Source organism: Pseudoduganella violacea (genome assembly GCF_014191875.1).
Taxonomy (GTDB): domain Bacteria; phylum Pseudomonadota; class Gammaproteobacteria; order Burkholderiales; family Burkholderiaceae_D; genus Rugamonas; species Rugamonas violacea_A.
In genome coordinates this window covers 167,626-193,651 of record NZ_JACHXD010000006.1, presented here as the reverse complement: position 1 = coordinate 193,651, position 26,026 = coordinate 167,626, and the positions used below count along the sequence as shown (strand labels likewise).

Genomic DNA, 26,026 nt, shown 5'->3' with positions numbered 1-26,026 from the left:
GCTTTTTGTTAGCAAGGTGAATATATTGTTGCTTGCAGTTCTTTACATTCCAATAAAGGAGAACCATGCAACCGCGTCCCATCTTGAAGGTCCTGCTTGCCACTGCCGTGGTAGCCGGGCTGGCAATCCAATCGCTGCTGTACGCCCAGGGCGCCCTGGTCGTCGCCGTGCCGCAGCCCACCACCGATACCGGCATTCCGCTGGCCGCCGCCAACGCCGCCGCCGTGACCACGCCCAGCGCGCCCAATGCCTGGGGCGGTCCGCGCAGCGGCAATGAAGCCACGCTCTCCGACCGGGTGGTGAACTACCAGATCGAGGCCACGCTGGACCCGGTCAAGCACACCGTCAGCGGCCAGCAGAAACTCACCTGGCGCAACCGCAGCGACCAGCCGGTGCGCAGCGTCTATCTGCACCTGTACCTGAACGCCTTCCAGAACGCCAACAGCACCTTCCACAGCGAGATCCGGCGCAGCGGCCGTGGCTTCCGCTCCGGCGTGGAAACCAAGGACGGGGACTGGGGCTATATCGAGCTGCGCAGCGTGCAACAGAACGGCGCCAAGGTCGATTGGTCCTTCGTCCAGCCCGACGGCGGCCCGGACACCGACCAGACCGTGGTGCGCCTGGATCTGCCGCAGGCGGTGCAAGCCGGCGCCAGCACCACGCTGGACATCGCCTTCTTCGACCAGCTGCCGCGCGTGGTCGCGCGCACCGGCTACTTCGAAACCTTCCACCTGGTGGGGCAATGGTTCCCCAAGATCGGCGTGCTGGAACTGGCCGGCGAACGGGGCGCCACCGCGCCGCGCTGGAATGTGCATGAATTCCATATGGAGTCGGAGTTCTATGCCGATTTTGGCAGCTACGACGTGAAGCTGACCGTGCCCAAGGCCTTTACCGTGGGCGCCACCGGCCAGCGCCAGGGCGCGCCGGTGGAAAAAGACGGCATGCTGACCCACCATTACAAGCAGGACGATGTGCACGATTTCGCCTGGACCGCCGACAGCCGCACCGCCACCCCGCTGACCGGGACCTGGACCTTCCCCGGCAGTCCCGAGGTCGAGATCAAGGTGCTGTTCCCGCCCGAATACGCCGCCAACGCGGCGCCGGCCATGAAGGCGACCAAGGATGCGCTGAACTTTTATTCGAAGACCCTCGGCCCCTATCCCTACCAGACCGTGACCGTGGTGATCCCGCCGCATAACGCGCAGGAAGCGGGCGGCATGGAATACCCGACCTTCTTCACCGCCGACGGCATCCCCGACCTGCAGCCCGACACGCTGGGCGCTTTCGGCCTGGATTTCGTCACCATCCACGAATTCGGCCATGGCTATTTCTACGGCATCCTGGCCAACAACGAGTTCGAGGAACCGATGCTCGATGAGGGCCTGAACCAGTTCTGGAACACCCGCATGACGCGCGCCGAACGGCGCGATCTCCACCTGGCCCCACCCTGGATGCAGCGCCTCGGCCTGAATCCGGTGTGGGAATTCGGCCAGGTGCAGCGCCTGTTGACGCCACTCAGCTTCCCGGCCGATGCGCTGGGCGCCAACGCCATGGACCGCCTGCAGGGCATCAACCCGGTCTATTCGCGCACCGCGCTGGCCATGCTCGACCTGGAAAAAGAGATCGGCAAGGAGGCGCTGGAACGCGGCTTCAAGGAATACTACCGGCTGTGGAAATTCCGCCATCCGAGCATCGCCGACCTGCGCGAAACCCTGGCCGAGACGACCGGCCAGCGCAAAACCGTGGAGCGCGTCTTCGCCCAGCAGGTATACGCCGTCTCGAAGGTCGACGACAGCATCGATAGCCTGAGCAGCGAGGAAGTGCTGCCGCAGCCGGGCAGCCACGCCGGCAAGGGCAAGCGCATCCTGCTCAGCAACGAAGCGGTGGAAAAACAGGCCGACGAGATCCGCGAAAAATGGGCGAAGGCCCATCCCGACGCTAAGGAGGGCAGCGGCCCCTTCCCCTACCACACGGTGGTGGTGGTCAAGCGCAAAGGCGCGGCCGTGCCGCAAACCCTGCAGGTGCGCTTTGCCGACGGCAGCAGCGAAACCGTGAAGTTCGAGGGCGAGGAGCGCTGGCGCCGTTTCGAGTGGACCCGCAACAGCGAAGCCGTTTCCGCCACGCTGGACCCGGAAGGCAAGCATCTGCTCGATATCAACAAGCTCGATGACAGCCAGACCTTGAAAGCCGACCGCCGCGCCCAGCGCCGCTGGAGCTTCGACCTCGCCGCCCTGGCGCAAACCCTGTACACCCTGATTGCGACCTTATGAAAACCCATCTGATCCAGGCCGCGCGCGCGGCCCTGCAATGGCGGCTGCTGGTGCTGTGGTGCGGCGTGACGCTGCTGCCGTCCCTGGTGCTGGCCCTGCCCGTCTGGCAATACCTGAATGTGCTGAGCCACTCGGTGCTGGCGCCCGAGCTGGCCACCTCGCTCAACCATCCGGCGCTGGCGGACCTGATCCATGGCTTCCGCGAGCAAGGCGGCGGCGTGCGCAACGGCGCGCTGCTGAGCGCCGTGCTGGCCCTGCTGCTGTCGCCGCTGCTGTGCGGCAGCGTGATCACGGCGGCGCGCAGCCACCAGGTGCTCGGTTTCCGCGCCCTGTGGTCGGGCGGTCTGGCCGAGTATCCGCGTCTGCTGCGCACCCTGATCTGGGCCATCGTGCCGGTGGGCCTGGCGCTGGGTGCGGCGCAAGGCCTGCATGCCCTGGCCGAGAGCCATGGCGAGAAGGCGGTGCTGGCTTCCAGCGCCGAGAATGCGGCCCTGCTGGCGACCATCGCCGGCATCGTGCTGCTGGCCTTCGCCAATCTGACGCTGGATGCGGGCCGCGCGGCGCTCGCCATCGACAAGCGCCGCAATTCGGCCGTCAAGGCCTGGTGGCGCGGCCTGAAGCTGTTGGCGCGCTATCCGGGCACGGTGCTGGGACTGTATCTGGCGCTGAGCCTGGGCGGCTTGCTGTTGGCCGCCTTGCTGGGCATTGCGCGCGTCAACGCGCCGACCGGACAGGTCATCGGCTTTATCGGCGGCCTGCTGCTGACCCAGGCCATCGTGCTGGTGCTGGCCTGGATGCGCAGCGCGCGTCTGTTCGCCCTGATCGCGCTGGCCCAGGCGGATAACGCCCGCCATGGCGGCGGCGTGGCCAAGGCGGCCAAGGTCAAGGCGCCGGCTATCGAAAGTATCGATGCCTGACTGCGATATTTTCAGGATTGGCAAAGAGGTGGCCGAAGGCTAAAGTAAAGGCTCGATAGCACAGGTTCGATATGAGCACTTTAGCCACTTATTTTCTGTCCCACGGCGGCGGCCCCTGGCCCTTCATGCGCGCGGAGTTCGGCCACACTTACGACAAGCTGGACGCCTCCTTGCGCGACCTGCCGCGTCAGATCGGCGGCAAGCCGAAGGCAATCCTGGTCGTCACGGCGCACTGGGAGACGGCGCGATTCACGCTGTCTTCCAGCGCGCGTCCGCCGATGATTTACGATTACTCGGGTTTTCCGCCGCACACCTACCAGATCCAGTATCCCGCGCCGGGCGATCCGGCGCTGGCCGGGCGCGTGCGCGCTCTGCTGCAGGCTGCCGGCCATGCGGCCCTGCTCGATGGGCAACGCGGTTTCGACCACGGCACCTTCAGCGCCATGTACCCTGCCTTTCCCGAGGCCGACGTGCCGATCGTGCAGCTCTCGCTCCAGCACGGCCTCGATCCGCTCACGCATATCGAGGCGGGCCGCGCGCTACGGCCCTTGCGCGACGAGGGCGTGCTGATCGTCGGCAGCGGCCTCAGTTACCACAATCTGCGCCAGTTCAACGGCCATGGCGCGCCAGCCTCGCATGCCTTCGACGCCTGGCTGCGCGCCGTCATGGCCTTGCCGCCCCAACAGCGCAGCGCGGCTTTGCTCGATTGGGAAAACGCGCCGTCGGCGCGGGCCGCCCATCCGCGCGCCGAGCATCTGCTGCCGTTGATGGTGGCGGCCGGCGCGGCCGAAGACGAGGCCGCGCACGAGGTATACCACGAGGATGATTTCTTCGGCGCGCTGGCGGTGTCGAGCTTCCGCTTCGGCGCGGCGGCAGGCTAAGGCTGCATCAGGTGCCGCGCTTGCCTTTCATGCGTTCGGCTTCCTTCTCGGCCGCCTTGATGGCGGCTTTTTCGGCCTTGACGCGCTCCGCTTCGATGTGGATGGCCAGCGCCGCTTCGCGCGTTTGCGGGGTTTCCAGCGAGATGCGTCCCAGCACGCCGCTGCGGTAATCCTGCAGCAGCATGTGCGAAGCTTTCTCGAAATCCGGCTCGCCGCCGCGCACGCGGTAGCCGCGCCGCATGGCCACGCCTTCCACCACGCCGATGCCGTCCAGCGCTTCCACCTTCAGGCCATAGCGCGCCTTCAGCAGCGCCGGATAGCGGCGCAGCAGCTCTTCGGCCAGGAACACCGCCACCTCTTCCTCGATCAGCGCATTGGCGCCGATGGCGTGGCTGGCGGCCAGCATCAGGCCATCGCTCGGCATGGCGATTTTCGGCCACAGCAGGCCGGGCGTGTCGATCAGCACCGTGTTCAGGTCCAGGTAGATTTTCTGCTGCTGCTTGGTCACGGCCGGCTCGTCGCCCACCTTGGCCACGCGGCGCTTGAGCAGCGCGTTCATCAGCGTCGATTTGCCGACGTTGGGAATCCCCATGATCATCATGCGCAGCGGCTTGGTCGGCTGGCCGCGGTGCGGCGCCAGCGCGCGCACCTTGTCGATCACGCGCGCCACGTCGGCCGGCTTCTTGGTCGTCATGGCATAGGCCGTCACGTCCGGATCGCGCTCATAGTGCGTGACCCAGGCCGCCGTGGCGTCGGGATCGGCCAGATCGACCTTGTTCAGGATCTTCAGGCAGGGACGGCCGCGGAATTTGCGCAGCTCCTCCACCAGCGGGTTGCAGCTGGCCTCGGGCAAGCGGGCGTCCACCACCTCGATCACCACATCGACGTCCGCCATCTGCTCGGCCGCCTTTTTCTTGGCGGCCGCCATATGCCCCGGGAACCATTGGATTGCCATCTTCTGCCTTCTAAATCTGTCGAACAATCCGCTATTTTACCGTTTTGGGGCGCCGCTGCCTATTTGCCCGGCAGGCCGCCTAGAGTTCGGCCAGGGTCTTGACATGGGCCGCCACGCTGCGGCCCAGGGCCGACAGGCTGTAGCCGCCTTCCAGGCAGCTGACGATGCGGCCCTTGGCGTACAGCTTGGCGATGTCCATGATCTGCTGCGTCATCCACACATAGTCCGCCTCCACCAGGCCCATGCCGCCCAGTTCATCCTCGCGGTGGGCGTCGAAGCCGGCCGAGATGAAGATCATCTGCGGCTGGAAGGCATGCAGGGCCGGCAGCCATTTTTCCTGCACCAGCTGGCGCACCGCCTCGCCCTTGGTATGGGCCGGCACCGGCACGTTCACCAGGTGCTCGGAGATCGGATCGGCCTCGGTGTAGGGATAGAAGGGATGCTGGAAAAAACTCACCATCAGCGCGCGCGGCTCATGGCGCAGCGACTCTTCCGTGCCGTTGCCGTGGTGGACGTCGAAATCGATCACGGCCACGCGTTCCAGGCCGCGCACGTCGAGCGCATGCTTGGCGGCGATGGCAACGTTATTGAACAGGCAAAATCCCATCGGCTCGGTCGGCCGCGCATGGTGGCCGGGCGGGCGCACCGCGCAGAAGGCGTTGTCGATCTCGCCATCGATGACGGCGTCGGTGGCCGCCACCGCGGCGCCGGCCGCGCGCAAGGCGGCCTGCCAGCTGTAGGCGTTGATCGAGGTGTCGGCGTCGATCGGATAGTGGCTCTCGCCCGGATACGGACGGTTGTCGCGCACGATGGCGATGGCGTTGGCCGTGTGGTTGCGGGCGATATCGGCCACGTCGGCCAGCGGCGCTTCGCGGTGGTCGAGGAAGGCGTCGATTTGCGCAGTAATCAGCTGGTCGGCGATGGCTTGCAGCCGCGCCGGCGATTCGGGATGCCACTCGCCCATTTCATGGCGCTGGCAGTCGGGATGACTGTAAATTGCTGTGCTCATGTCGCTTGTGTCTGTGTGCCTATGGCGGTAATCTAGCCCTACCCCATATCAGCCGGGGACTTAACAGGATACCATGTACGCCAAATTCCATAATGTTGCGCTGCAGGTTGGCCAGGTCATCGTCGGCAAGGACTTGCAAGTGCGGCAAGCGCTGACCTGCCTGCTGGCCGGCGGCCACCTGCTGGTGGAGGACGTGCCGGGCGTGGGCAAGACCACGCTGGCGCATGCGCTCTCGATATCGCTGGGCCTGCAGTTCAACCGTATCCAGTTCACCAGCGACCTGCTGCCGGCCGACGTGGCGGGCATTTCCATCTACGACCGCGAAAAAGGCGGCTTCGCCTTCCACCCCGGCCCGATCTTCACCCAGGTGCTGCTGGCCGACGAAATCAACCGCGCCACTCCCAAGACGCAATCGGGCCTGCTGGAGGCGATGGAAGAGCGCCAGGTCTCGGTCGACGGCGTGACGCGCGTGCTGCCCGAACCGTTTTTCGTCATCGCCACCCAGAACCCGACCCACCAGATCGGCACATTCCCGCTGCCCGAATCGCAGCTGGACCGCTTCCTGATATGCCTCTCGCTCGGCTATCCCGACGCCGCCGCCGAACGCGCCCTGCTGATGGGCGAGGACCGGCGCCGCATGCTCAAAACGCTGCCGGCCCTGATGGCGCCGGCCGAACTGGCAGCCGCGCAGCAAAGCCTGCGCCAGATCCACGCCGCGCCCGCGCTGATCGACTATGTGCAGGCGCTGGCCCAGGCTTCGCGCCAGAGCGGCGCCTTTGCCGAGGGACTCAGTCCGCGCGCCGCGCTGGCGCTGCTGCAGGCCGCGCGCGCCTGGGCCGCGCTCGAAGGGCGCGACCATGTGATCCCGGAAGACGTGCAAGCCATGCTGGTGCCGGTCTGCGCCCACCGTCTGCGGCCGCTGAAATCGGCGCAGGGCGTGGCGCTGGGCAGCCGCGACCTGGTGCTGCAGCTGCAGAAGTCGGTGCCGCTGTAAGGACGATGAGCGGGCCATGATAGGCGCAGGCGCAATGGCGGCGGCAAAGCGGGCGCGCGACCGCTGGCTGTTCCAGCTTGGCCCGCGCGAACCGGGCGAAGTGCTGCTGGTGATGCGCCGCGTTTTCATCCTGCCCACGCGCGCCGGCCTGGCCTTCTGCGGCTTGCTGCTCATCATGCTGATCGGCGCGGTCAACTACAACCTCGGCCTGGGTTTCGCGCTGACCTTTTTCACCGGCGCCTGCGCCGTGGCCGATATGGTGATGACGGCGCGCAATCTGGGCTTGCTGCGCCTGGCGCCGGGCCGCGCCCAGCCCGTGTTCGCGGGCGAGGAGGCGCAATTCGAGCTGCATCTGCATAACCCGGGACGGCGCGACCGTTACGCCGTCTGGCTCGGCTTCCAGGAACAGGGCGCGCCGCGCCATGTGGCCGATGTGCTGGCCGGCGCCAGCGCCAGCGTGGTGCTGGCCGCGCCCACCGCACGGCGCGGCTGGCTGGCGGCGCCGCGCGTGCGCCTGTTCACGCGCTTTCCGCTCGGCCTGTTCGGCGCCTGGAGCTACTGGCTGCCCGACCTGAAGGTGCTGGTCTATCCTTTCCCCGAATATGACGCGCCGCCGCTGCCCACCAGCGGCGCGGCCAGCGAGGACGGGCATGGACAGGTCGGCCTGGACAATTTCGCCGGCATCCGCAGCTACCAGCCGGGCGATCCGATGCGCCACCTGGCCTGGCGCCAGATCGCCCGCCTCGATCCGGCCAGCGGCCAGCTGCTGACCAAGCATTTCGAAGGCGGCGCGGTGGCCGAGCTGAGTCTCGATTTCGCACAGCTGCCACCCACGCTTGATCTGGAACTGCGCCTGTCGCGCATGACGCGCTGGGTACTGGAAGCCGAGCAGCGCGCCCTGCCCTACGCCTTCCGCCTCGGCCAGCAGCATTTCCCGTCCGCGCTGGGCGAGGCCCACCGCGCCGCCTGTCTGCGCGCCCTGGCCCTGTACGGCGGCGAGGGGGCGGCATGAAGCCCGCCCCGCCCGACATCGGCGCCCTGCCGCCAGCCACGCCGACGCCGGTACTGGGCCTGGTGGCGCGCATGACGCGCGACAAGGCCGACACCCTGCTCCTGCTACTGGCTGCGCTGATGGTGCTGCTGCCGCACTTCGCCCACTTGCCGCTGTGGACCAGCGTCACCGCCACGCTCACGCTGGCCTGGCGCGCCGCCATCACCCTGCTGGGCCGCCGCCTGCCGCCGCTGTGGATCCTGCTGCCGGTGTCGGTGCTGGCCATGGGCGGCGTCTACCTGTCCTTCCGCACCCTACTGGGACGCGATCCCGGCGTCGCCATGCTGGCCCTGCTGCTGGCCTTCAAGCTGCTGGAAATGCAGGCGCGGCGCGACCTGTATGTGGTGGTCTTCCTCTGCTTTTTCCTGCTGCTGACCGACTTCTTCTACTCGCAAAGCATCTTCACCGCGTTGACGATGATGGCCACCATCGTCATGCTGCTGACAGCCCTGGTCACCTTCCAGTACACCGGCATCGTGCCGCCGCTGAAACAGCGCCTGCTGATGGCGGCGCGCATCTTCCTGGTGGCCGCGCCTTTGGGCTTGCTGCTGTTCGTCGCCTTCCCGCGCATCCAGGGGCCGCTATGGGGCTTGCCGGGCGATGCGCGCAGCGGGCGCACCGGCATTTCCGACACGATGGCGCCGGGCAGCCTGTCCAGCCTTGCCGCCTCCGACGACATCGCCTTCCGCGTGCGCTTCTTCGATCCCCGGCCACGGCAAAACCAGCTGTACTGGCGCGGCGTGGTGCTCGGCAACTACGACGGCCGCACCTGGACCCGCAGCGGCCGTCCGCTGTACCGCGGCGGCCTGCCGGCGGGCCTCAGCATCCATCTGCGCGGCCCCGGCATCCGCCACGAAATCACCATGGAGCCGAGCGGCAAGCGCTTCCTGTTCACGCTCGAATTCACCGAGCCGGATCTGAGCATCCCCGGCCAGCGCCTGCGCAGCAGCGACGAGCTGGAAAGCTATGTGCTGGAACCGCTGCACGAGCGCCTGCGCTACCGCGCCAAGGCTTACCCCGATTTCAGCCTGAAGGGCGAGGCCAGTCCGGCGCGCACGGCGCAATGGCGCCAGCTGCCGCCAGGCTTCAATCCGCGCGCGCTGGAACTGGCGGCCAGCCTGCGCGCGCTGAACGACCCGCAGGGAGCGGTGCGCGCCGTGCTGCGCAAATTCCGCAGCGAGCCGTATCGCTACACCCTGACGCCGCCCGCCCTGGGCCGCGACGCGGTGGACGAATTCCTGTTCGCCAGCCGCGCCGGCTTTTGTGAGCATTACGCCAGCGCCTTCGTCTACCTGATGCGCGCGGCCGGCATTCCGGCGCGGGTGGTCACCGGCTACCAGGGCGGCGAGCTGAATCCGGTCGACGGCTACCTGCTCGTGCGCCAGTCCGACGCCCATGCCTGGGCCGAAGTCTGGCTCGGCGAACAAGGCTGGCAGCGCGTCGATCCCACCGCCGCCGTTGCTCCGCAGCGCGTCGAGCAAAGCCTGGCGCGCGCCATCCCGGCCGAGCCGCCCTTCGGCCTGGAGGGGCTGGCCGGCTTGGTGGACTTGCAAAACGACCGCGAATCGTGGCTTTCCTGGCTGCGTTTTAATGCCAATGCGATAAATAATTCTTGGAATCAATGGGTCCTGGATTACAATCCAGAAAGGCAGCGAAATTTCCTTGCGGAACTAAATTTCGCGCTCGGCAACTGGCGCAGTGCGCTCGGCCTGGTCCTGGTGGCCCTGCTGCTGTTCGCCGCGCAGCGCCTGCGCGCCGGCCGTGGACGCGATCCCGTGGACACGGCCTACCAGGCTTTCTGCCGGCAGATGGCGCGGCGCGGCCTGCCGCGCGCGGCCGACGAAGGCCCGCGCAGCTATGCCGCGCGCATCCTGGCCGCCGCCTTGCCCGAGGATAAAAAAGCTGCCATGAAAGAATTTCTGGAGCTGTACGGCGCCCTGCAATATGGCGTGCCGGACAGCGGTGGTCGAACCCATTCAGTCAAACGGCTGAACACCCTGTTGATGCAATCTCGATGAAATTTTCCAAACCCCGTATCCTGGCCCTGTCCTTGCTGGCCGCCGCCGTGGCCGCCGCCGCCCTGGTCCCGGCCGAACTGCTGGCCGCGCAAAGCAAGAAGGTCAAAAAAGCCGCCAAGGCCGTGGTCGCCAAAAAGGCGCCCGGCATCGATTACACCGGCGAATTCGTGAATTTCGGCCAATGGAAGGAAGTGCAACAATTCCTCGATGACATGGTGAGCAAGCACGGCTTCGAGCGCAAGGAGCTGGACGCCATGCTGCAACAAGTGCGCTATGTGGATGCCGCCGTGCAGCTGGTGAAGCCGGCGCCGCCGGGCAAGCCGAAGAATTGGCATGCCTACAGCAGCCGCTTTATCGAACCGATCCGCATCAATGCCGGCGTGGCCTTCTGGAACCAGCACCGCGACACGCTGGCGCGCGCCGAATCGCAGTATGGCGTGCCGGCCGAAGTCATTGTCGGCATTCTTGGCGTGGAAACCATTTACGGCCGCGACACCGGCCGCTTCCGCGTGATGGACGTGCTGACCACGCTGGCCTTCGCCTATCCGCTGGCGCCCAACCGCGAAGCGCGCATGGCCTTCTTCCGCAGCGAGCTCGAAGCGACCCTGCTGTATGCGCGCAGCACCGGCAGCGATCCGTTCGCCCTGCTCGGCTCCTATGCCGGCGCCGTCGGCCTGCCGCAATTCATGCCCGGCAATATCGCGAAATACGCCGTCGATTTCGACGGCGACGGCAAGGTCGACCTGCGCAACTCGCCCGGCGACGCCATCGGCAGCGTGGCCGCCTTCCTGGTCGGCCACGGCTGGCAGCGCGAACAGGCCGGCCCGCTGGTCTACACGGCGCGCGTTTCACCCAGCCGTGCCTGGGAAGCTTACGTGAACCAGGGCCTGGAAGCGAAATACCGGCGCGAAGACTTGTCCACGGCCGGCGTCGTCACCACCTCGTCCTTACCGGAAGGCATGCTGTATGGCTTGGTGGACTTGCAGAACGGCTCCGATCCAACCGAATACTGGGTCGGCACGCCGAATTTCTACGCCATCACGCAATACAACCGAAGCTACTTCTATGCCATGTCGGTGGTGGAGCTCGGACGGGCCGTGAGCCTGAGCCGGAAAGAGTTGTAAGGAAGAGTAAAGAGTCTTGATATATTTCTTTGCAGCATGTATTGTGCAATAGAAACAATAGCAGGTTAAAAGCAATTGCCGCACGGATGTCATCGTGCGGCGATTCGGCATTTACTGCCTTATAATCAATGTTGCACAATTTGCAAATCATGACTTGCATTACCTTATCACAAAAATTGCGGTAGAATTCTCACACAATGTTGCGATAGGACAACGCACTTGAGAGCAATATGCTATTTTTTGTTGCTTTTAAGTACGAGCTACCCTGATGTTGTACAATTGTGTATATATTATGAAACTTGTTATCCCGGAATCCGTCCGTGTGTGAATTCGTTCCTCGGTGAAGGAAGAACATTAACGCAGCAAGATGAGCTCCGAGTGTTTCACCCTGCAGGACAACTTTACAAGGAACAGACGACATGACAAACCAAGTCGGTATTGATATGAATAGCGAGTCGGAAGGCGACGATCTGCTGCAGTACAACCCTAACCGCCTGCTGGATACCCTGATCGAAAACCTGCGTCTGAAAAACGATGCCGCCCTGTCGCGCGCATTGGAAGTGGCGCCACCGGTCATCAGCAAAATCCGCCACCACCGCCTGCCGGTGGGTGCTTCGCTGCTGATCCGCATGCACGAGGTGAGCGATCTGAGTATCCGTGACCTGCGTTACTTGATGGGCGACCGCCGCAACAAGTTCCGCATCAGCGACAAACAGTTCAAACCAAAAGAAGGCGAAAGCCCAAAAGCTGAATAAGCTTGGTTGAGCAAGCACCCTCCCCCTTATCCAGGGGAAGGGGGTGGCGCTCTGCTGATTTATGCCGGGAACACGCCCGTGGATAAATAGCGGTCGCCGCGATCGCAGACGATGAACACGATGGTGGCGTTCTCCACGGTCTGCGACACACGCAGTGCAATTTCACAGGCGCCGGCTGCCGAGATGCCGCAGAAGATGCCCTCCTCCGCCGCCAGACGACGCGCCATGCGCTCCGCCGCCGCCTGCGTCACATACTCCACCTGATCGACGCGCGCCTTGTCGAAAATTTTCGGCATATAGGCTTCCGGCCATTTGCGGATGCCTGGAATCTGCGATCCTTCTTCCGGCTGGGCGCCAATGATGCGCACATCCGCGTTCTGCTCCTTCAGATACTGCGACACGCCCATGATGGTGCCGGTGGTGCCCATGGCGCTGACGAAGTGCGTGATGCGGCCTTGCGTATCGCGCCAGATTTCCGGCCCCGTGCCTTCGTAGTGGGCGCGCGGATTGTCGGCGTTGCCGAACTGGTCGAGGATGACGCCCTTGCCGTCCTTCTGCATCTGCTCGGCCATATCGCGCGCATACTCCATGCCGCCGGTACGTGGCGTCAGGATGATTTGCGCGCCGTAGGCCGCCATGCTCTGGCGCCGTTCTTCGCTCAGGTTTTCCGGCATCAGCAGCAGCATCTTGTAGCCGCGGATGGCCGCCGCCATCGCCAGCGCGATGCCGGTATTGCCGCTGGTCGCTTCGATCAGGGTGTCGCCCGGCTTGATGTCGCCGCGCTCTTCGGCCCGGCGCAGCATGGACATGGCGGCGCGGTCCTTGACCGAGCCGGCCGGATTGTCGCCTTCCAGTTTACCCAGGATGATATTGTTGCGCGCCGCCGCCTCGGCGCCAGGGATGCGTACCAGCTGCACCAGCGGGGTGTTGCCGATCGTATCGGCAATTGTCTTATAAGCCATCTTCGTTCAGATTTGGTTCGCCAAAATAGCCATTTTAATCGCAGTCGCGTCCTATCGCTCGGCGGACAAAGCCAAACTCATATAGATATACGCCAGGCGTTCGCCGTCGATGCGGAACAGGTCGGGCATTTCGCCCGTCTGCACGAAGCCACGCTTGCGGTACAGGGCACGCGCCGGCCCATTCGCACCCAGCACTTCCAGGTCCACCCATTCCAGCCGCGCGCTCTCGCCGGCCCAGGCAATGGCCACGTCGAGCAGGGCCATGCCCAGCCCGCAGCGGCGCGCCTGCTCGTGCACGCCCATGCCCAACAGGCAGCGGTGGCGCGCCGCGCCTTCCGGCCGCGCGCGCAGATCGATATGACCGAGAATGCCGTTCTCGCCTTCGGCCAGCCACAGACGGCGCCAGCCCGGCTGGTCGAGCGCCGTCGCCAAGCCTTGCGCAAAGCCCGCCCGCTTCTCGTCCGGGAAAATACTGCCGCGCGCCATGGGCTGAAACAGCGGCGCGCCATTGCCGCCATTGCCGGACAAATGTTCATTCAGATAGTCGAAAAAAACAGGCAGGTCGGCAGCTTCGGCGGCGCGGATGGCGGGCATGTATATCCTTTCAAGATGAAGGTGAATTGAAAGCAAAACATAGCACAATCGGATAGACTTCCGGTCATATCGATATTTGCTTTTCACCTAAAACACCAGATGGAGCCATCATGGCCAATATGCAGCTGACCCCACAGGAATTTGTACCCGAAGCGAACCGCGACGAGCCGGTTTCGCCCAGCCTGCAAAATCTGGAATCGCGCCGCCACCAATCGAATCCCGTGCTCACGGCGCAGGAGCTGAAACGCCTGCACCGCTTCGGCACCGTGCGCACCTATGCCAATGGCGTGCGCATCCTGGAAGCGGGCCACACCAGCTATGGCATGCTCGTCACGCTGTCGGGCATCGTGGCGATCAACCGCTACGATGGCCTGGGCAATTCGGCCCTGCTGGTAGAACATGGCCCCGGCGAATTCACGGCCGAGGTGGCGCAGCTGGCGGGCCGTCCTTCGCTGGTCAATGCCCACGCCGTGGGCGAAGTGGAAGTGCTGGTGATCCCACCCGAGAATCTGCGCGCCCTGGTGATCGCCGAGGCCGAGCTGGGCGAACGCATTGTGCGCGCCCTGATCCTGCGCCGCGTCGGCCTGATCGAACTGAATTCGGGCGGGCCGCTGCTTGTGGCGCCGGCCGGCCATGCCTCGCTGCATACGCTGCAAAGCTTCTTGACCAGTAATGGCCATCCGCATTCCCTGCTCGATCCGAACCTGGACCAGCAGGCCGCCGCGCTGGTCGAGTACTACCAGCCCAAGGCCGAGGACTGGCCGCTGGTGGTGTGCCCGGACGGCACGGTGAAAAAGAATCCGGGCAATGCCGAGATGGGGCGCTGCCTCGGCATGCTGCCCGAGCTGGATGAGGAAAAAGTCTGGGATGTGATCGTGGTCGGCGCAGGCCCTTCCGGCTTGGCGACGGCCGTGTATGCCGGCTCGGAAGGCTTGTCGGTGCTGGCCCTGGAAAACCACGCCTTCGGCGGCCAGGCCGCCGCCAGCGCCCGCATCGAAAACTACCTGGGCTTCCCCACCGGGATTTCCGGCGGCGCGCTGGCCGGCCGCGCCTTCGTGCAGGCGCAGAAATTCGGCGTCGAAGTGGCGATTCCCGCGCCGGCCATGCGCCTCTTGTGCGACCAGTATCCGCTGCGCATCGAGCTGGCCGACGGCAAGCAGGTCAAGGCGCGCAGCGTGGTGCTGTCCTGCGGCGCGCGCTACCGCCGCCCCGCCCTGCACAATGTGGCGCAGTTCGAAGGCAAGGGCGTGTTCTTCTGGGCTTCGCGCATCGAAGCGAATCTGTGCAAATCGTCGGAAGTGGTGCTGGTCGGCGGCGGCAACTCGGCCGGACAGGCCGCCGTCTTCCTCTCCGCCCATGCGGCCAAGGTGCATATGGTGATCCGCGGCGATGGCCTGAAGGCCACCATGTCCACTTACCTGATCGACCGCATCAAGGCCACGCCGAACATCGAGCTGCACACGCACACCGAAATCACGGCGCTCGAAGGCGATGAGGAAGGCCTGCGCCAGGTCAGCTTCCGCTGCAACGACACGGGCCAGGAATTCCACCACGATGTCTGCCACGTCTTCCTCTTCATCGGCGCCGACCCCAACACCGCCTGGCTACACGACTGCGGCGTCGAGGTAGATGAGCAAGGATTCATCCGCACCGGCTTCGACGTGAACAAAGGTGAATGCCGCGCCAAGCTCGAACAGGGCGCCCGCCCGCCCGAGAAGCCACAGCGCGCCGCGCTCGAAACCAGCGTCCCCGGCGTCTTCGCCATCGGCGACGTGCGCGCCGGTTCCACCAAGCGCGTCGCCGCCGCGGTCGGCGAAGGCGCCGCCGTCGTTTCCCAGATCCACGCCTTCCTCGCCACCCAACCCGTCAACACCTGAGCCGCACCACAGCTCAGTCCGTGTCCACCTTGGGGTCAGACCCCATGGTGGACACGGGCTCGGCCGTAGGGCTAAAAAAACCCGGAGCAAGTCCGGGTTCTTGGTGGGGCGGGTACGGCTTATTTCTTGGCGGGATCTTTTTTGGCGTCGGCAGCTTTGCCGGCGTCAGCCGCTTTCATGTCGGCTGGCTTGGCGGCTTTTTCCGCCTTGTCGGCTTTCATGTCCGCCTTGGCGTCCGCCTTGGCGTCCGCCTTGGCTTCGGCTTTGCCTGCCTTATCGGCCTTGGCGGCTTTGTCGGCGGCCGGTTTGGCGGCGGCGCCGTCCAGCGCTTTGCCGTTCACTTGCAGGCCGGCTTCGGACAGCTTCGCGGCGCTCTTGGCGCCAATGCCTTTCACGCGTTTTTCCAGATCGGCCCAGTCCTTGAATTCGCCGTTCTTGTTACGCTCGTCCAGAATGGCCTTGGTTTTGGCCGGGCCCAGACCCTTCACGCTGTCCAGCGCGGCCTGATCGGCTTTGTTGACGTCGACCTGGGCGAACGCAAAGCCCATCGTTGCAATCAGGGTTGCAACTGCCAGCATGAGTTTCTTGAACATGTCATTCCTCCGTTAGGGTGATTGGCAAGGCGCGCTCGCCTTGTGCCTTCTTTAACGGGCCGCCGGCGTCTTGGTTGACAGTGAATGTTTGCGCTTGCTCAAGCTTGCATGCGCATAGAAAAAACCCGCAAGCGGAAACTTGCGGGTTTTATCAAGAAAGCCAGTGGCGCTTAGCCGAACAGCTCTTCGCGCGTGACGGTGGCCGTGCCCAGCTTGCCGACCACGATGCCGCCGGCGCGGTTGGCCGTCTGCACGGCTTCCTGCCAGCTTACGCCCGCGCCCAGCATGGCGGCCATGGTGGCGATCACCGTGTCGCCGGCGCCGGACACGTCGAACACTTCGCGCGCGTCGGCCGGCATGTGGAATGTATCGTTTTCGGTGTACAGGGTCATGCCCTCTTCCGAACGGGTCAGCAGCAGCGCGTCCAGACGCAGTTCCTGGCGCAGGTTCTGCGCCTTGGTGGTCAGCTGCTCCTCGCTCGACCAGCTGCCGGCGATGCGCTTGAATTCCGATTTGTTCGGGGTCAGCACGGTGGCGCCGGCATAGCGCGAGAAGTCGTCGCCTTTGGGGTCGACCATCACCACCTTGCCTTCGGCGCGGGCCGAGGCAATCATGTCGGCCACGTTCACCAGGCTGCCCTTAGCGTAGTCGGACAGCACGATCACATCGTAGTCCGGCAGCAGGGTCTTGTACTGCATCAGCTTATTGCGCAGCACGGAGTCGCTCGGCGCTTCCTCGAAATCGATGCGCAGCATCTGCTGCTGGCGGCCGATCACGCGCAGCTTGATGATGGTGGAGATGGCTTCGTCGCGCTTCAGGTAACTGTGGATGCCGCCGCCGTGCAGCAGGTGCTCGACTTCAGCCCCGGCTTCGTCGGCGCCGACCACGCCCAGCAGGCCGGCGTGCGCGCCCAGCGCGGCGGCATTGCGCGCCACGTTGGCGGCGCCGCCCAGGCGCGCTTCGCGCTTCTCGATGCGCACGATGGGCACCGGCGCTTCCGGCGAGATGCGGCCGACATCGCCGAACCAGTAGCGGTCCAACATGACGTCGCCCACGACCAGGATGCGCACTTTATCCAGTGCCGGCGCTTGATAAGTAGTCAGGGTAGTGCTCACGATAAGCCTCAGTTCATTACGTTCAATTCTTCGCTGCGGCGCGGCGGGTAGGAATCCCAGCGGCTGCATCCCGGGCAATGCCAGTAGAACTGGCGCGCCTTGAAGCCGCAGTGGCCGCACTGGTAGCGCGCCAGGCGCGTGGTGTAGCTGTGCACCAGGTTCTGCACCAGGGACAGTTCGGACACCACGCCGGCCGGCGCATCCATCATGCGCGCTTCCAGCAGCTTGTCGAGGCCGAGCAGGGTCGGCGTGCGGCGCAGCTCATCGACCACCAGTTGCTTGGCCGCTTCCACGCCATCGAGTTCGATAACGGCCTTGAACACCACCTCCAGCAGGTCGATCGAAGAGGCCTGTTCCAGATAGGATTTGAGCAGGCTGACGCCTTCCTCGGCCTTGCCCAGCTTGCGGTAGCCGTCCATCAGGCGCTGCGCCAGCAGGGCCGTATGCGGCACGCTCTGGTGCTCGACGCGGCGCCAGGTGGCCAGCGCGCCTGCCACATCGCCCTGCGCCAGCTGCACATCGCCGACCAGGATGGTGGCGCGCACGCTGCTGCGGTCGGCCTGCACCGCCTTGTCCAGCAGCGGCATGGCGTCTTCCGGATGCATGCGCACCAGCGCGTCCTGCGCCAGTTCGCAATAGAACTGCGAGATTTCCTTCTGGCGGTTGCCGGCGCCGGCTTCCTGCAGGGCGACGGCCGCTTCGATGGCGCGCTCCCACTCCTTCTCGCGCTGGAAAATCTCCAGCAGGGCGCGCCGCGCCTGTACTTCGTAGGAGCTGCCAATCAGGCGCTTATAGGTTTCCTCGGCGCGGTCCAGCAGGCCGGCTTTCAGGTAATCCTGGCCCAGCTCATATTCGGCGTGGGCGCGCTCCTCGGCCGGCAGGTCCGGACGGGCCAGCAGGTTCTGGTGGACGCGGATGGCGCGCTCGGTTTCGCCGCGGCGGCGGAACAGATTGCCGAGCGCGAAATGCAGCTCCACCGTTTCCGGGTCGAGCTTGACGATTTCGATGAAGGAATCGATGGCCTTGTCCGGCTGCTCGTTGAGCAGATGATTGAGGCCCTTGAAATAGCCGCGCGGCAGGGTGCGCGACTCGGACACCAGCTGCCGGATGTCGACGCGCGCGGCGATCCAGCCCAGCGCGAAGAAGGCCGGAATGCCCAGTAACCACCAGAGTTCAAAATCCATGGAGTACTTATGCTTAGAGGGAGAGAGGCGGCATTACTGCTGCACGTTGACGCTGTCCGGCTGGGTCGGGGTGGCGGCCTGCAGGGCCGACGACTGCAGCGACTGGATCGTGGTCTTTTGTTTGGTCGCTTCGCGCCGGTGGCGGAAGACGGTCGGGGTCAGGGCGAGCACGCCGAGGGCCGCGCCGGCCACAAAGAAGCCGAGCAGCATCAGCACCAGGGGGCCGCGCAATTCATAGTTGAGGAAGAAGTGCAGATCCACTTCCTGGGTGTTTTTCAGTGCAAAACCAAAGAACAGGACGAAAAGTACAACACCGAATACCGTTGATAAGATTTTCATCTTCAGCTTCCTGCTTCCATAAAAAAAACGGCATCCACGGACGCCGCTCTTTCAGATCGAACAAGGGGCGGGCCGCAGCCCGCCCCCGACTATCCTGAGACTCAGTCCTCGATGATCGGCTGCCCGACCATCGCATCGACCCGCTCACGCAACTGCTTGCCCGGTTTAAAGTGGGGCACCCGTTTTTCAGGCACCATCACCTTGTCGCCGGACTTCGGATTGCGGCCAATGCGCGGCGGCCGGCTGTTCAGAGCAAAGCTGCCAAAACCGCGGATCTCGATGCGTTGACCGCTCGCCAGGGCGCCGGTCATCGCGTCGAGAATGGTCTTGACGGCATACTCCGCATCTTTGGCCACCAGCTGAGAATAACGCTCAGCCAGGCGGTTGATCAATTCGGACTTGGTCATCGACTAATCGCAGAAAGTCTTAGTTCTTGTTGTCGAACTTGGCTTTCAGCAGGGCGCCCAGGCTGGTGGTGCCGGAGGCGGCGCTGCTGTCAGCTGCCATCTTCTGCATAGCTTCTGCGGTCTCGGCATTGTCTTTAGCCTTGATCGACAGCTGGATGCTGCGTGCTTTGCGGTCGATGTTGATGACCAGGGCTTCCACGGAATCGCCCACTTTCAGGTGGGTGCCGGCATCTTCCACGCGGTCGCGGGAGATTTCGGAAGCGCGCAGGTAGCCTTCAACTTCTTCGGACAGCTGGATCACGGCGCCTTTTGGCTCAACCGATTTCACCGTGCCGGTCACCAGCGAACCTTTGTCGTTCATGGCGGCGAAGTTGTTGAATGGGTCGCCTTCCAGCTGCTTCACGCCCAGGGAAACGCGCTCGCGCTCGACGTCGATGGCCAGAACCACGGCTTCCAGCTCGTCGCCTTTCTTGAACTTGCGCACGGCTTCTTCGCCGGACTCGGTCCAGGACAGGTCGGACAGGTGAACCAGGCCGTCGATGTTGCCGGCCAGACCGATGAACACGCCGAAGTCGGTGATCGATTTGATCGCGCCTTTGACTTTGTCACCTTTCTTGTGGGTCATGCCGAAGTCATCCCATGGGTTGGCTTTGCACTGTTTCATGCCCAGCGAAATACGACGACGCTCTTCGTCGATTTCCAGAACCATGACTTCCACTTCGTCGCCCAGTTGAACAACTTTGTTTGGCGCCACGTTTTTGTTGGTCCAATCCATTTCGGACACGTGCACCAGACCTTCGATGCCCTGTTCCACTTCCACGAACGCGCCGTAGTCGGTCAGGTTGGTGACTTTACCGAACAGACGGGTGCCTTGCGGGTAGCGACGGGACAGACCGGTCCATGGGTCGTCGCCCAGTTGCTTCACGCCCAGCGAAACACGGTTCTTCTCTTGATCGTATTTCAGCACTTTGGCGGTGATTTCCTGACCCACGGTCAGCACTTCGGATGGGTGACGCACACGACGCCATGCCAGGTCGGTGATGTGCAGCAGGCCGTCGATGCCGCCCAGATCCACGAACGCGCCGTAGTCGGTGATGTTTTTCACCACGCCGGTCACCACGGTGCCTTCTTTCAGCGTTTCCATCAGTTTCTGACGCTCTTCGCCCATCGAAGCTTCGATCACGGCGCGGCGGGACAGAACGACGTTGTTACGCTTGCGGTCCAGTTTGATAACTTTGAATTCGAGGGTTTTGCCTTCGAATGGGGTGGTGTCCTTGACTGGACGGGTATCCACCAGCGAACCTGGCAGGAAAGCGCGGATGCCATTGGTCAGAACGGTCAGGCCGCCCTTAACTTTACCATTGACGGTACCCACGACGATTTCGCCGGATTCCATTGCTTTTTCCAGTGCCAGCCACGAAGCCAGACGCTTGGCTTTGTCGCGCGACAGGATGGTATCGCCGAAACCGTTTTCCAGCGATTCGATGGCCACGGAAACGAAGTCACCAACTTTGACTTCCAGTTCGCCCTGGTCATTCTTGAATTCTTCAACAGGGATGAAAGCTTCCGATTTCAGGCCGGCGTTGACGATCACAAAGTTGTGGTCCAGACGCACGACTTCAGCGGAAATCACTTCGCCGGAGCGCATATCCTGACGGGACAAGGACTCTTCGAAGAGGGCTGCGAAACTTTCCATATTAGACATATTACTTCCAGGTTAGCCAGTAAGGCCCGCAGGGTGCGGCTTCAACTGGGTTAGGTTAACGACACGCAGCGGCAGTCAGAGCCTGCCGCCACACCACTACTTATTTCCCGATGGCCGCATACCAGGCCAGCACCTGAACCACGGCTTCGTCAGCCGTCATAGTCGAGGTATCGAGCACGTGCGCCCCCTCTGCGGGGACCAGCGGCGCGATGGCCCGGTGGGTATCCCGGTCGTCGCGCGCTTTCAAATCCATCAAGAGACCTTCCATATTAGCAGGAATTCCCTTCGCAATCAATTGCTTATAGCGGCGCTCGGCGCGCGCTTCCACACTCGCGGTCAAAAACACCTTCAAGGTGGCGTGCGGGAAGATCACCGTGCCCATATCGCGGCCGTCGGCCACCAGGCCGGGCGCCTTGCGGAAACCCAGTTGCAGGGCGAACAGCGCCTGGCGCACGGCCGGCAGCGCGGCGATTTTCGATGCCGTATTGCCAACCTCTTCGGCGCGGATGGCGTCGGTCACATTTTCGTGCGAGAGGAAGATGGCCTCGCCCGTGAAACTGATGTGCAGATGTTCGGCCAGCTTGGCCAGCGCATGCTCGTCGGCCAGGTCAGTGCCGCGGCGCAGCGCCTGCAGCGCGGTCAGGCGGTACAGGGCGCCCGAATCGAGCAGGTGGTAGCCGAGCTGGTCGGCCACGCGCTGGGCCACGGTGCCCTTGCCGGAGGCGGTCGGGCCGTCGATGGTAATAACAGGAATCTGCGATGTAGGCATATGTGAAACTTTTAGAAGCTATCCTTGCGGGCGATGGCCGCGAAGGCGGTGAAATACTCGGGGAAAGTCTTGGCCACGCATTTCGGGTCGTTGATGCGCAGCTCGGCGCCGCGGCGCACGGCGCCGTCCAGCGTGGCCAGCGAGAAGCACATCGCCATGCGGTGGTCGTCATAGGTGTCGATGGCGGCCGCCTTCAAGACGGCGGGCGGCGTCACGCGCAGGTAGTCGGCGCCCTCTTCCACCGTGGCGCCCAGCTTGCGCAGCTCGGCGGCCATGGCGGCGATGCGGTCGGTTTCCTTGACGCGCCAGCTGGCGATATTGCGCAGCGTGCTGGTGCCTTCGGCGTACAGGGCGGCGACGGCAATGGTCATGGCGGCGTCGGGAATATGGTTGAAGTCGGCGTCGATAGCCTTCAGCGGCGCGCTGGCGCTGGCTTCGATCCAGTTCTCGCCCATGGTGATGGTGGCGCCCATCTGTTCCATGGCCTGGGCGAAGCGCACATCGCCCTGGATGCTGTCGCGGCCCACGCCTTCCACCCGCACCGGACCGCCGCCGATCGCGCCGGCCGCCATGAAGTAGGAGGCCGAGGAGGCGTCGCCTTCGACGTGGATGGTGCCGGGGCTCTGGTAACACTGGCCGGCCGGAATGGTGAACGCTTGCCAGCCATCCTGCTCCACGCGCATGCCGAAGCGGCGCATCAGGTTCAGGGTGATCTCGATATAGGGCTTGGAAATGAGCTCGCCCAGCACCTTGATCGTCACCGGCTCGCTGCGCGCCATCAGCGGTGCGGCCATCAGCAGCGCGGTCAGGAACTGGCTGGAGACATTGCCGCGCACCGACAGCTCGCGCGTCTTGAACTCGCCGCTCAGGATGTGCAGCGGCGGATAGCCGGGATTGCCCGTGTATTCGATATGCGCGCCCACCGCGTTGAGCGCGTCGACCAGATCGCCGATGGGGCGCTCATGCATGCGCGGCACGCCATGCACCTTGTAGTCGCCGCCGATCACGGCCAGGGCCGCCGTCAGCGGGCGGATGGCGGTGCCGGCATTGCCCATGAAGAGATCGGCCTGGCGTTTCGGGAAATTGCCGTTAGCGCCCAGCACGCGGTGCACGGTGGAGCCGCCTTCGCCCGCCGCTTCCTGCCATTGCACGCCGAGCGAGCGCAGGGCCGCCAGCATGACCTGGGTATCGTCCGAGGCCAGCAAGTCGATGACGCGGGTTTCGCCTTCGGCCAGGGCGGCCAGCAGCAGGATGCGGTTGGAGATGCTTTTCGAGCCTGGCAGGCGCACTACGCCTTGCACGCGCGGCACGGGTTTCAGGTCGAGGTGTTCGGGGTATGCGGTTTGCGTCATGCCATCAATCCTTCGATTCGTTGCGGTTCATTCGGCCAGGTCTTGCGGTTGCGGCGTTTCCGCCGTTTCAATGGCTTCGATCCACTGGCGCCGCGCGCGCTGGGCGTTGGCGTAGGTGGTTTCGAGGGCCGCGCCGTCGCCGGCGGCGAGACTGGCGCGTATTTGCGTCAATTGTGCCAGATAGGCATCCAGTTCGGTCAGCAGCGCGGCCTGATTGGCCAGGCTGATGTCGCGCCACATTTCGGGCGAGCTGCCGGCAATGCGGGTGAAGTCGCGGAAACCGCTGGCGGCGTACTGGAACAGCAGATCGGCATGCGGCTTGCGCGCCACGTCGTCCACCAGGGCATAAGCCAGCAGGTGCGGCAGATGGCTGACGGCGGCGAACACCTTGTCATGCTCTTCCGGCGTCAGGGTATGGATGATGGCGCCGCAGGCGCGCCAGGCGGCGGCCACGCGTTCGACCGCGGCGGCCGGGTTTTCCGGCAGCGGCGTGAGCACGGCTTTCTTGCCCTGGTACAGATCATCGATGGCGGCCTCGGGGCCGTTGGTTTCGCGGCCAGCGATCGGATGGCCCGGCACGAACTGGGCGACTTTGTCCGTCAATGCCTTGCGCGCGGCGGCCGCCACATCGCTCTTGGTGCTGCCGGCGTCGGTGATGACGGTGTCCGGCCCCAGATGCGGCAAAATGGAAGCCAGGATGCGTTCGGTCTGCGCCACCGGCGCCGCCAGCAGCACCAGGTCGGCACCGGACAGCACGGCGGGCAGCGCGCCGCCCACCTCGTCAATGATGCCCAGCTCCAAGGCGCGCCGCAGCGCGTCCTGGGAGCGGTCCATGCCGACGATATGCCGCGCGGCGCCGGCCTTTTTCAGGGCGCGCGCGAACGAGCCGCCGATCAGGCCAACGCCGTAGATAACAACTTTATTCAGCACGGGTCCCCGCCAAAGCCTTTTGCAGCGCCGCGATCAGGATCGCGTTTTCCTGCGGCAGGCCGATGGAAACGCGCAGCCACTCCGGCAGGCCGTAGTTGCCCACCGGACGCACGATCACGCCCTGCTTCAGCAGCGCCAGGTTGACGCGCGCGCCGGCCGCCAGGTCGTTGCCGACCTTGACCAGCACGAAGTTGCCGTGCGACGGCACGTATTCCAGGCCCATTTGCTCGAAGGCTTCCACGAACTGCTGGTAGCCGGCGGCGTTGTTCTGCGCGCTCTTGTCCAGGAAGTCCTTGTCGTTCAGGGCGGCGATGGCCGCGGCCTGGGCCAGGGAGTTCACATTGAAGGGCTGGCGGATGCGGTTCATCATCTCGGTGATGCCCGGCTGCGCCAGGCCGAAGCCGACACGCAGGCCGGCCAGGCCGTAGGCTTTGGAGAAGGTGCGCGACACCAGCAGGTTGGGGTACTGCTTGACCCAGGCCGCCGATTCGTACTGGTCTTCCTTGGACAGGAATTCGTTGTAGGCCTCGTCCAGCACCACCACCACATGCGACGGCACTTTTTTGAGGAAGGCTTCGATCTCGGCGCCCTTGACGAAGGTGCCGGTCGGATTGTTCGGATTGGCGATGAAGACCAGGCGGGTATCGTCCTGGATGGCGGCAGCCATGGCGTCCAGATCGTGGCCGTGGGCCTTGGCCGGCACGGCGATATGGCGCGCGCCGACGCCCTGGGTGGCCAGCGCGTACACGGCGAAGGAGTACTGCGAATACACGATGGACTGGCCGGCTTCCACGAAGGCGTGGGCGGCGATTTCCAGGATGTCGTTGGAGCCGTTGCCGAGCGTGATCCACTCCATCGGCACGTCGTAGCGCTTGGACAGGGCCAATTTCAGCTCGTAGCCGTTGGCATCGGGATAGCGGCCCAGTTCAGCGGCGGCTTGCGCCATGGCCTGCTTGGCCGATTCCGGCACGCCGAAAGGATTTTCATTGGACGCCAGTTTGACGATGTTGGCCTCGTCGAGGCCGAACTCGCGCGCCACCTCGGAGATGGGCTTGCCGGCTTGATAGGGGGCGATGGCGCGAACGTATTCAGGACCGAATTGCTTGGACATAGATATCTTCTCTTAAAGTCAGTTGAGGCTGGTCGGGTAGGAGCCCAGCACTTTGAAGAAGGCAGCGTTGTCCTTGAGTTCAGCCAACGCCTTGCTCACGGACGGGTTATGTACGTGGCCTTCAATATCGACGTAAAAATAATACTCCCAGGTGCCCATGCGCGCGGGACGCGATTCGAAACGCGTCATCGACACGCCATGCTTCGCCAGGTGGGCCAGCAGCTGGTAGACGGCGCCTGCCTTGTTCGGGACGGCCAGCACGATCGAGGTCTGGTCCTTCCCGGACGGGTTGGTGTGCAGATGGCCGACCACGGCGAAGCGGGTGCGGTTGTGCGGGTCGTCCTGGATATGGCCTTTGACCACGCCCAGCTTGTATTGCGTGCCGGCCAGTTCGCTGGCGATGGCGGCAATCGACCCGTCTTCGCCCGCCATGCGCGCCGCCTCGGCATTCGAGGCGACGGCGCGGCGTTCGATGTTCGGATAGTTCAGGTTGAGCCAGACCTGGCATTGGGCCAGGGCCTGGGAATGGGCGCAGATCACGCTCACGCCATCCATGCCGCCGGTGCGCGTCATCAGGCTGTGGTGGACGGCGATCGCCACCTCGCCACTGATGGTCAGGCTGGTTTGCAGCATCAGGTCGAGCGTGCGGTTGATCGCGCCCTCGGAGGAATTCTCCACCGGCACCACGCCGAAATCGGCGGTGCCGGCCTCGGTGGCGCGGAACACCTCGTCGATGGAGGCGCAAGGCAGGCCTTCGACCGCGGTGCCGAACTGCTGGTACACGGCTTGTTCGCTGAAGGTGCCGGCCGGGCCGAGATAGGCCACGGTGACGCGCTTTTCCAGCGCGCGGCAAGCCGACATGATCTCGCGGAAAATGGTCTGCACTTCGACATTGCCCATCGGGCCGGGGTTGCGTTCGGCCACGCCGCGCAGCACCTGGGCTTCGCGTTCGGGACGGAACACCGGCGCCATGGTTTCGGCCTTCACATGGCCGACTTCCTGCGCCACCTGGGCGCGCTGGTTCAGCAGTTCGAGGATTTGCGCATCGATGGCATCGATCTTCTCGCGCAAGGGTTTTAATTTGTCTGTCATGGTCTGAATACTAGGGTTTGGA

Annotated in this window: 24 protein-coding genes; 9 read left to right on the top strand and 15 right to left on the bottom strand. The window is 64.4% G+C overall.

The window, feature by feature from the left end; translation table 11 throughout:
• Positions 1–65 precede the first annotated feature (65 nt).
• The 3 genes from FHS03_RS12895 to FHS03_RS12885 all read left to right on the top strand — a co-directional run bounded on the left by FHS03_RS12895 (position 66) and on the right by FHS03_RS12885 (position 4,068).
• Entirely contained in the window at positions 66–2,270 is a 2,205-nt protein-coding gene (locus FHS03_RS12895; protein WP_183441370.1) for a M1 family metallopeptidase, read from the top strand.
• Positions 2,267–3,187, top strand: a complete 921-nt coding sequence (locus FHS03_RS12890; protein ID WP_183441369.1) for a hypothetical protein — start codon at positions 2,267–2,269, stop codon at positions 3,185–3,187. Before FHS03_RS12895 ends, FHS03_RS12890 begins: the two co-directional genes overlap by 4 nt.
• Positions 3,188–3,258: 71 nt before the next feature.
• On the top strand, positions 3,259–4,068 hold the full coding sequence (locus FHS03_RS12885) for a DODA-type extradiol aromatic ring-opening family dioxygenase (protein WP_183441368.1): 810 nt from the start codon (positions 3,259–3,261) through the stop codon (positions 4,066–4,068).
• Between the two features lie 7 nt (positions 4,069–4,075).
• Here the strand turns inward: FHS03_RS12885 and ylqF are convergent, their stop codons facing one another.
• Both ylqF and FHS03_RS12875 read right to left on the bottom strand, forming a co-directional pair.
• Positions 4,076–5,023, bottom strand: coding sequence for a ribosome biogenesis GTPase YlqF (gene ylqF, locus FHS03_RS12880; RefSeq protein ID WP_183441367.1), 948 nt, complete (start codon positions 5,021–5,023; stop codon positions 4,076–4,078).
• 79 nt (positions 5,024–5,102) lie between these two features.
• Entirely contained in the window at positions 5,103–6,032 is a 930-nt protein-coding gene (locus tag FHS03_RS12875; RefSeq protein ID WP_183441366.1) for a histone deacetylase family protein, read from the bottom strand.
• A 73-nt stretch (positions 6,033–6,105) separates the two neighbouring features.
• Here FHS03_RS12875 and FHS03_RS12870 point away from each other — a divergent pair, with 73 nt between their 5' ends.
• From FHS03_RS12870 to FHS03_RS12850, 5 genes are all read left to right on the top strand, one after another.
• A complete protein-coding gene (locus FHS03_RS12870; protein WP_183441365.1) occupies positions 6,106–7,026 on the top strand; it encodes an AAA family ATPase in 921 nt (306 codons plus the stop codon).
• 34 nt (positions 7,027–7,060) lie between these two features.
• Positions 7,061–8,038, top strand: a complete 978-nt coding sequence (locus tag FHS03_RS12865; protein WP_229426190.1) for a DUF58 domain-containing protein — start codon at positions 7,061–7,063, stop codon at positions 8,036–8,038.
• Positions 8,035–10,095, top strand: coding sequence for a transglutaminase TgpA family protein (locus FHS03_RS12860; RefSeq protein ID WP_183441363.1), 2,061 nt, complete (start codon positions 8,035–8,037; stop codon positions 10,093–10,095). Before FHS03_RS12865 ends, FHS03_RS12860 begins: the two co-directional genes overlap by 4 nt.
• Positions 10,092–11,219, top strand: a complete 1,128-nt coding sequence (gene mltB / locus FHS03_RS12855; protein WP_183441362.1) for a lytic murein transglycosylase B — start codon at positions 10,092–10,094, stop codon at positions 11,217–11,219. The genes FHS03_RS12860 and mltB overlap by 4 nt, the downstream gene beginning before the upstream one ends.
• Positions 11,220–11,638: 419 nt before the next feature.
• A complete protein-coding gene (locus FHS03_RS12850; RefSeq protein WP_176348665.1) occupies positions 11,639–11,974 on the top strand; it encodes a hypothetical protein in 336 nt (111 codons plus the stop codon).
• A 59-nt stretch (positions 11,975–12,033) separates the two neighbouring features.
• On the opposite strand, the gene cysM is transcribed toward FHS03_RS12850, so the two are convergent.
• Together cysM and FHS03_RS12840 are read right to left on the bottom strand one after the other, a co-directional pair.
• Positions 12,034–12,936: a cysteine synthase CysM gene (gene cysM / locus FHS03_RS12845; RefSeq protein WP_183441361.1), complete on the bottom strand. Its 903-nt coding sequence runs from the start codon at positions 12,934–12,936 to the stop codon at positions 12,034–12,036.
• Positions 12,937–12,987: 51 nt separating this feature from the next.
• Positions 12,988–13,530, bottom strand: a complete 543-nt coding sequence (locus FHS03_RS12840; RefSeq protein WP_183441360.1) for a GNAT family N-acetyltransferase — start codon at positions 13,528–13,530, stop codon at positions 12,988–12,990.
• Positions 13,531–13,649: 119 nt separating this feature from the next.
• Between FHS03_RS12840 and FHS03_RS12835 the strand changes: the two genes are divergently transcribed.
• The gene (locus FHS03_RS12835) at positions 13,650–15,407 is read left to right on the top strand and encodes an FAD-dependent oxidoreductase (protein WP_183441475.1); all 1,758 of its coding nucleotides are present in this window, start codon (positions 13,650–13,652) and stop codon (positions 15,405–15,407) included.
• Between the two features lie 119 nt (positions 15,408–15,526).
• Here FHS03_RS12835 and FHS03_RS12830 read toward each other — a convergent pair whose 3' ends face one another.
• The 11 genes from FHS03_RS12830 to pheA form a co-directional block, all read right to left on the bottom strand.
• Positions 15,527–16,000 (bottom strand): ComEA family DNA-binding protein, encoded by a 474-nt coding sequence (locus tag FHS03_RS12830; RefSeq protein WP_183441359.1) that lies wholly within the window; start codon positions 15,998–16,000, stop codon positions 15,527–15,529.
• A 170-nt stretch (positions 16,001–16,170) separates the two neighbouring features.
• Entirely contained in the window at positions 16,171–17,115 is a 945-nt protein-coding gene (gene rfaE1, locus FHS03_RS12825; protein ID WP_371871663.1) for a D-glycero-beta-D-manno-heptose-7-phosphate kinase, read from the bottom strand.
• Between the two features lie 8 nt (positions 17,116–17,123).
• The gene (gene lapB, locus FHS03_RS12820) at positions 17,124–18,299 is read right to left on the bottom strand and encodes a lipopolysaccharide assembly protein LapB (protein ID WP_183441357.1); all 1,176 of its coding nucleotides are present in this window, start codon (positions 18,297–18,299) and stop codon (positions 17,124–17,126) included.
• Between the two features lie 33 nt (positions 18,300–18,332).
• Complete coding sequence (locus tag FHS03_RS12815) at positions 18,333–18,638, bottom strand: LapA family protein (protein WP_183441356.1); 306 nt, start codon at positions 18,636–18,638, stop codon at positions 18,333–18,335.
• Between the two features lie 101 nt (positions 18,639–18,739).
• A complete protein-coding gene (locus tag FHS03_RS12810) occupies positions 18,740–19,045 on the bottom strand; it encodes an integration host factor subunit beta (protein WP_050408958.1) in 306 nt (101 codons plus the stop codon).
• 19 nt (positions 19,046–19,064) lie between these two features.
• On the bottom strand, positions 19,065–20,741 hold the full coding sequence (gene rpsA / locus FHS03_RS12805) for a 30S ribosomal protein S1 (protein ID WP_050408959.1): 1,677 nt from the start codon (positions 20,739–20,741) through the stop codon (positions 19,065–19,067).
• Between the two features lie 109 nt (positions 20,742–20,850).
• Complete coding sequence (gene cmk, locus FHS03_RS12800) at positions 20,851–21,519, bottom strand: (d)CMP kinase (RefSeq protein WP_183441355.1); 669 nt, start codon at positions 21,517–21,519, stop codon at positions 20,851–20,853.
• A gap of 11 nt (positions 21,520–21,530) precedes the next feature.
• The gene (aroA, locus tag FHS03_RS12795) at positions 21,531–22,871 is read right to left on the bottom strand and encodes a 3-phosphoshikimate 1-carboxyvinyltransferase (protein ID WP_183441354.1); all 1,341 of its coding nucleotides are present in this window, start codon (positions 22,869–22,871) and stop codon (positions 21,531–21,533) included.
• A 27-nt stretch (positions 22,872–22,898) separates the two neighbouring features.
• Positions 22,899–23,801 carry a prephenate dehydrogenase gene (locus FHS03_RS12790; protein ID WP_371871662.1) on the bottom strand — a complete coding sequence of 301 codons (903 nt, stop codon included), beginning with the start codon at positions 23,799–23,801 and terminating at the stop codon, positions 22,899–22,901.
• On the bottom strand, positions 23,791–24,912 hold the full coding sequence (gene hisC / locus FHS03_RS12785; RefSeq protein ID WP_183441353.1) for a histidinol-phosphate transaminase: 1,122 nt from the start codon (positions 24,910–24,912) through the stop codon (positions 23,791–23,793). Before hisC ends, FHS03_RS12790 begins: the two co-directional genes overlap by 11 nt.
• Positions 24,913–24,930: 18 nt before the next feature.
• Positions 24,931–26,004, bottom strand: a complete 1,074-nt coding sequence (gene pheA, locus FHS03_RS12780) for a prephenate dehydratase (protein WP_183441352.1) — start codon at positions 26,002–26,004, stop codon at positions 24,931–24,933.
• Between the last annotated feature and the right edge of the window lie 22 nt (positions 26,005–26,026).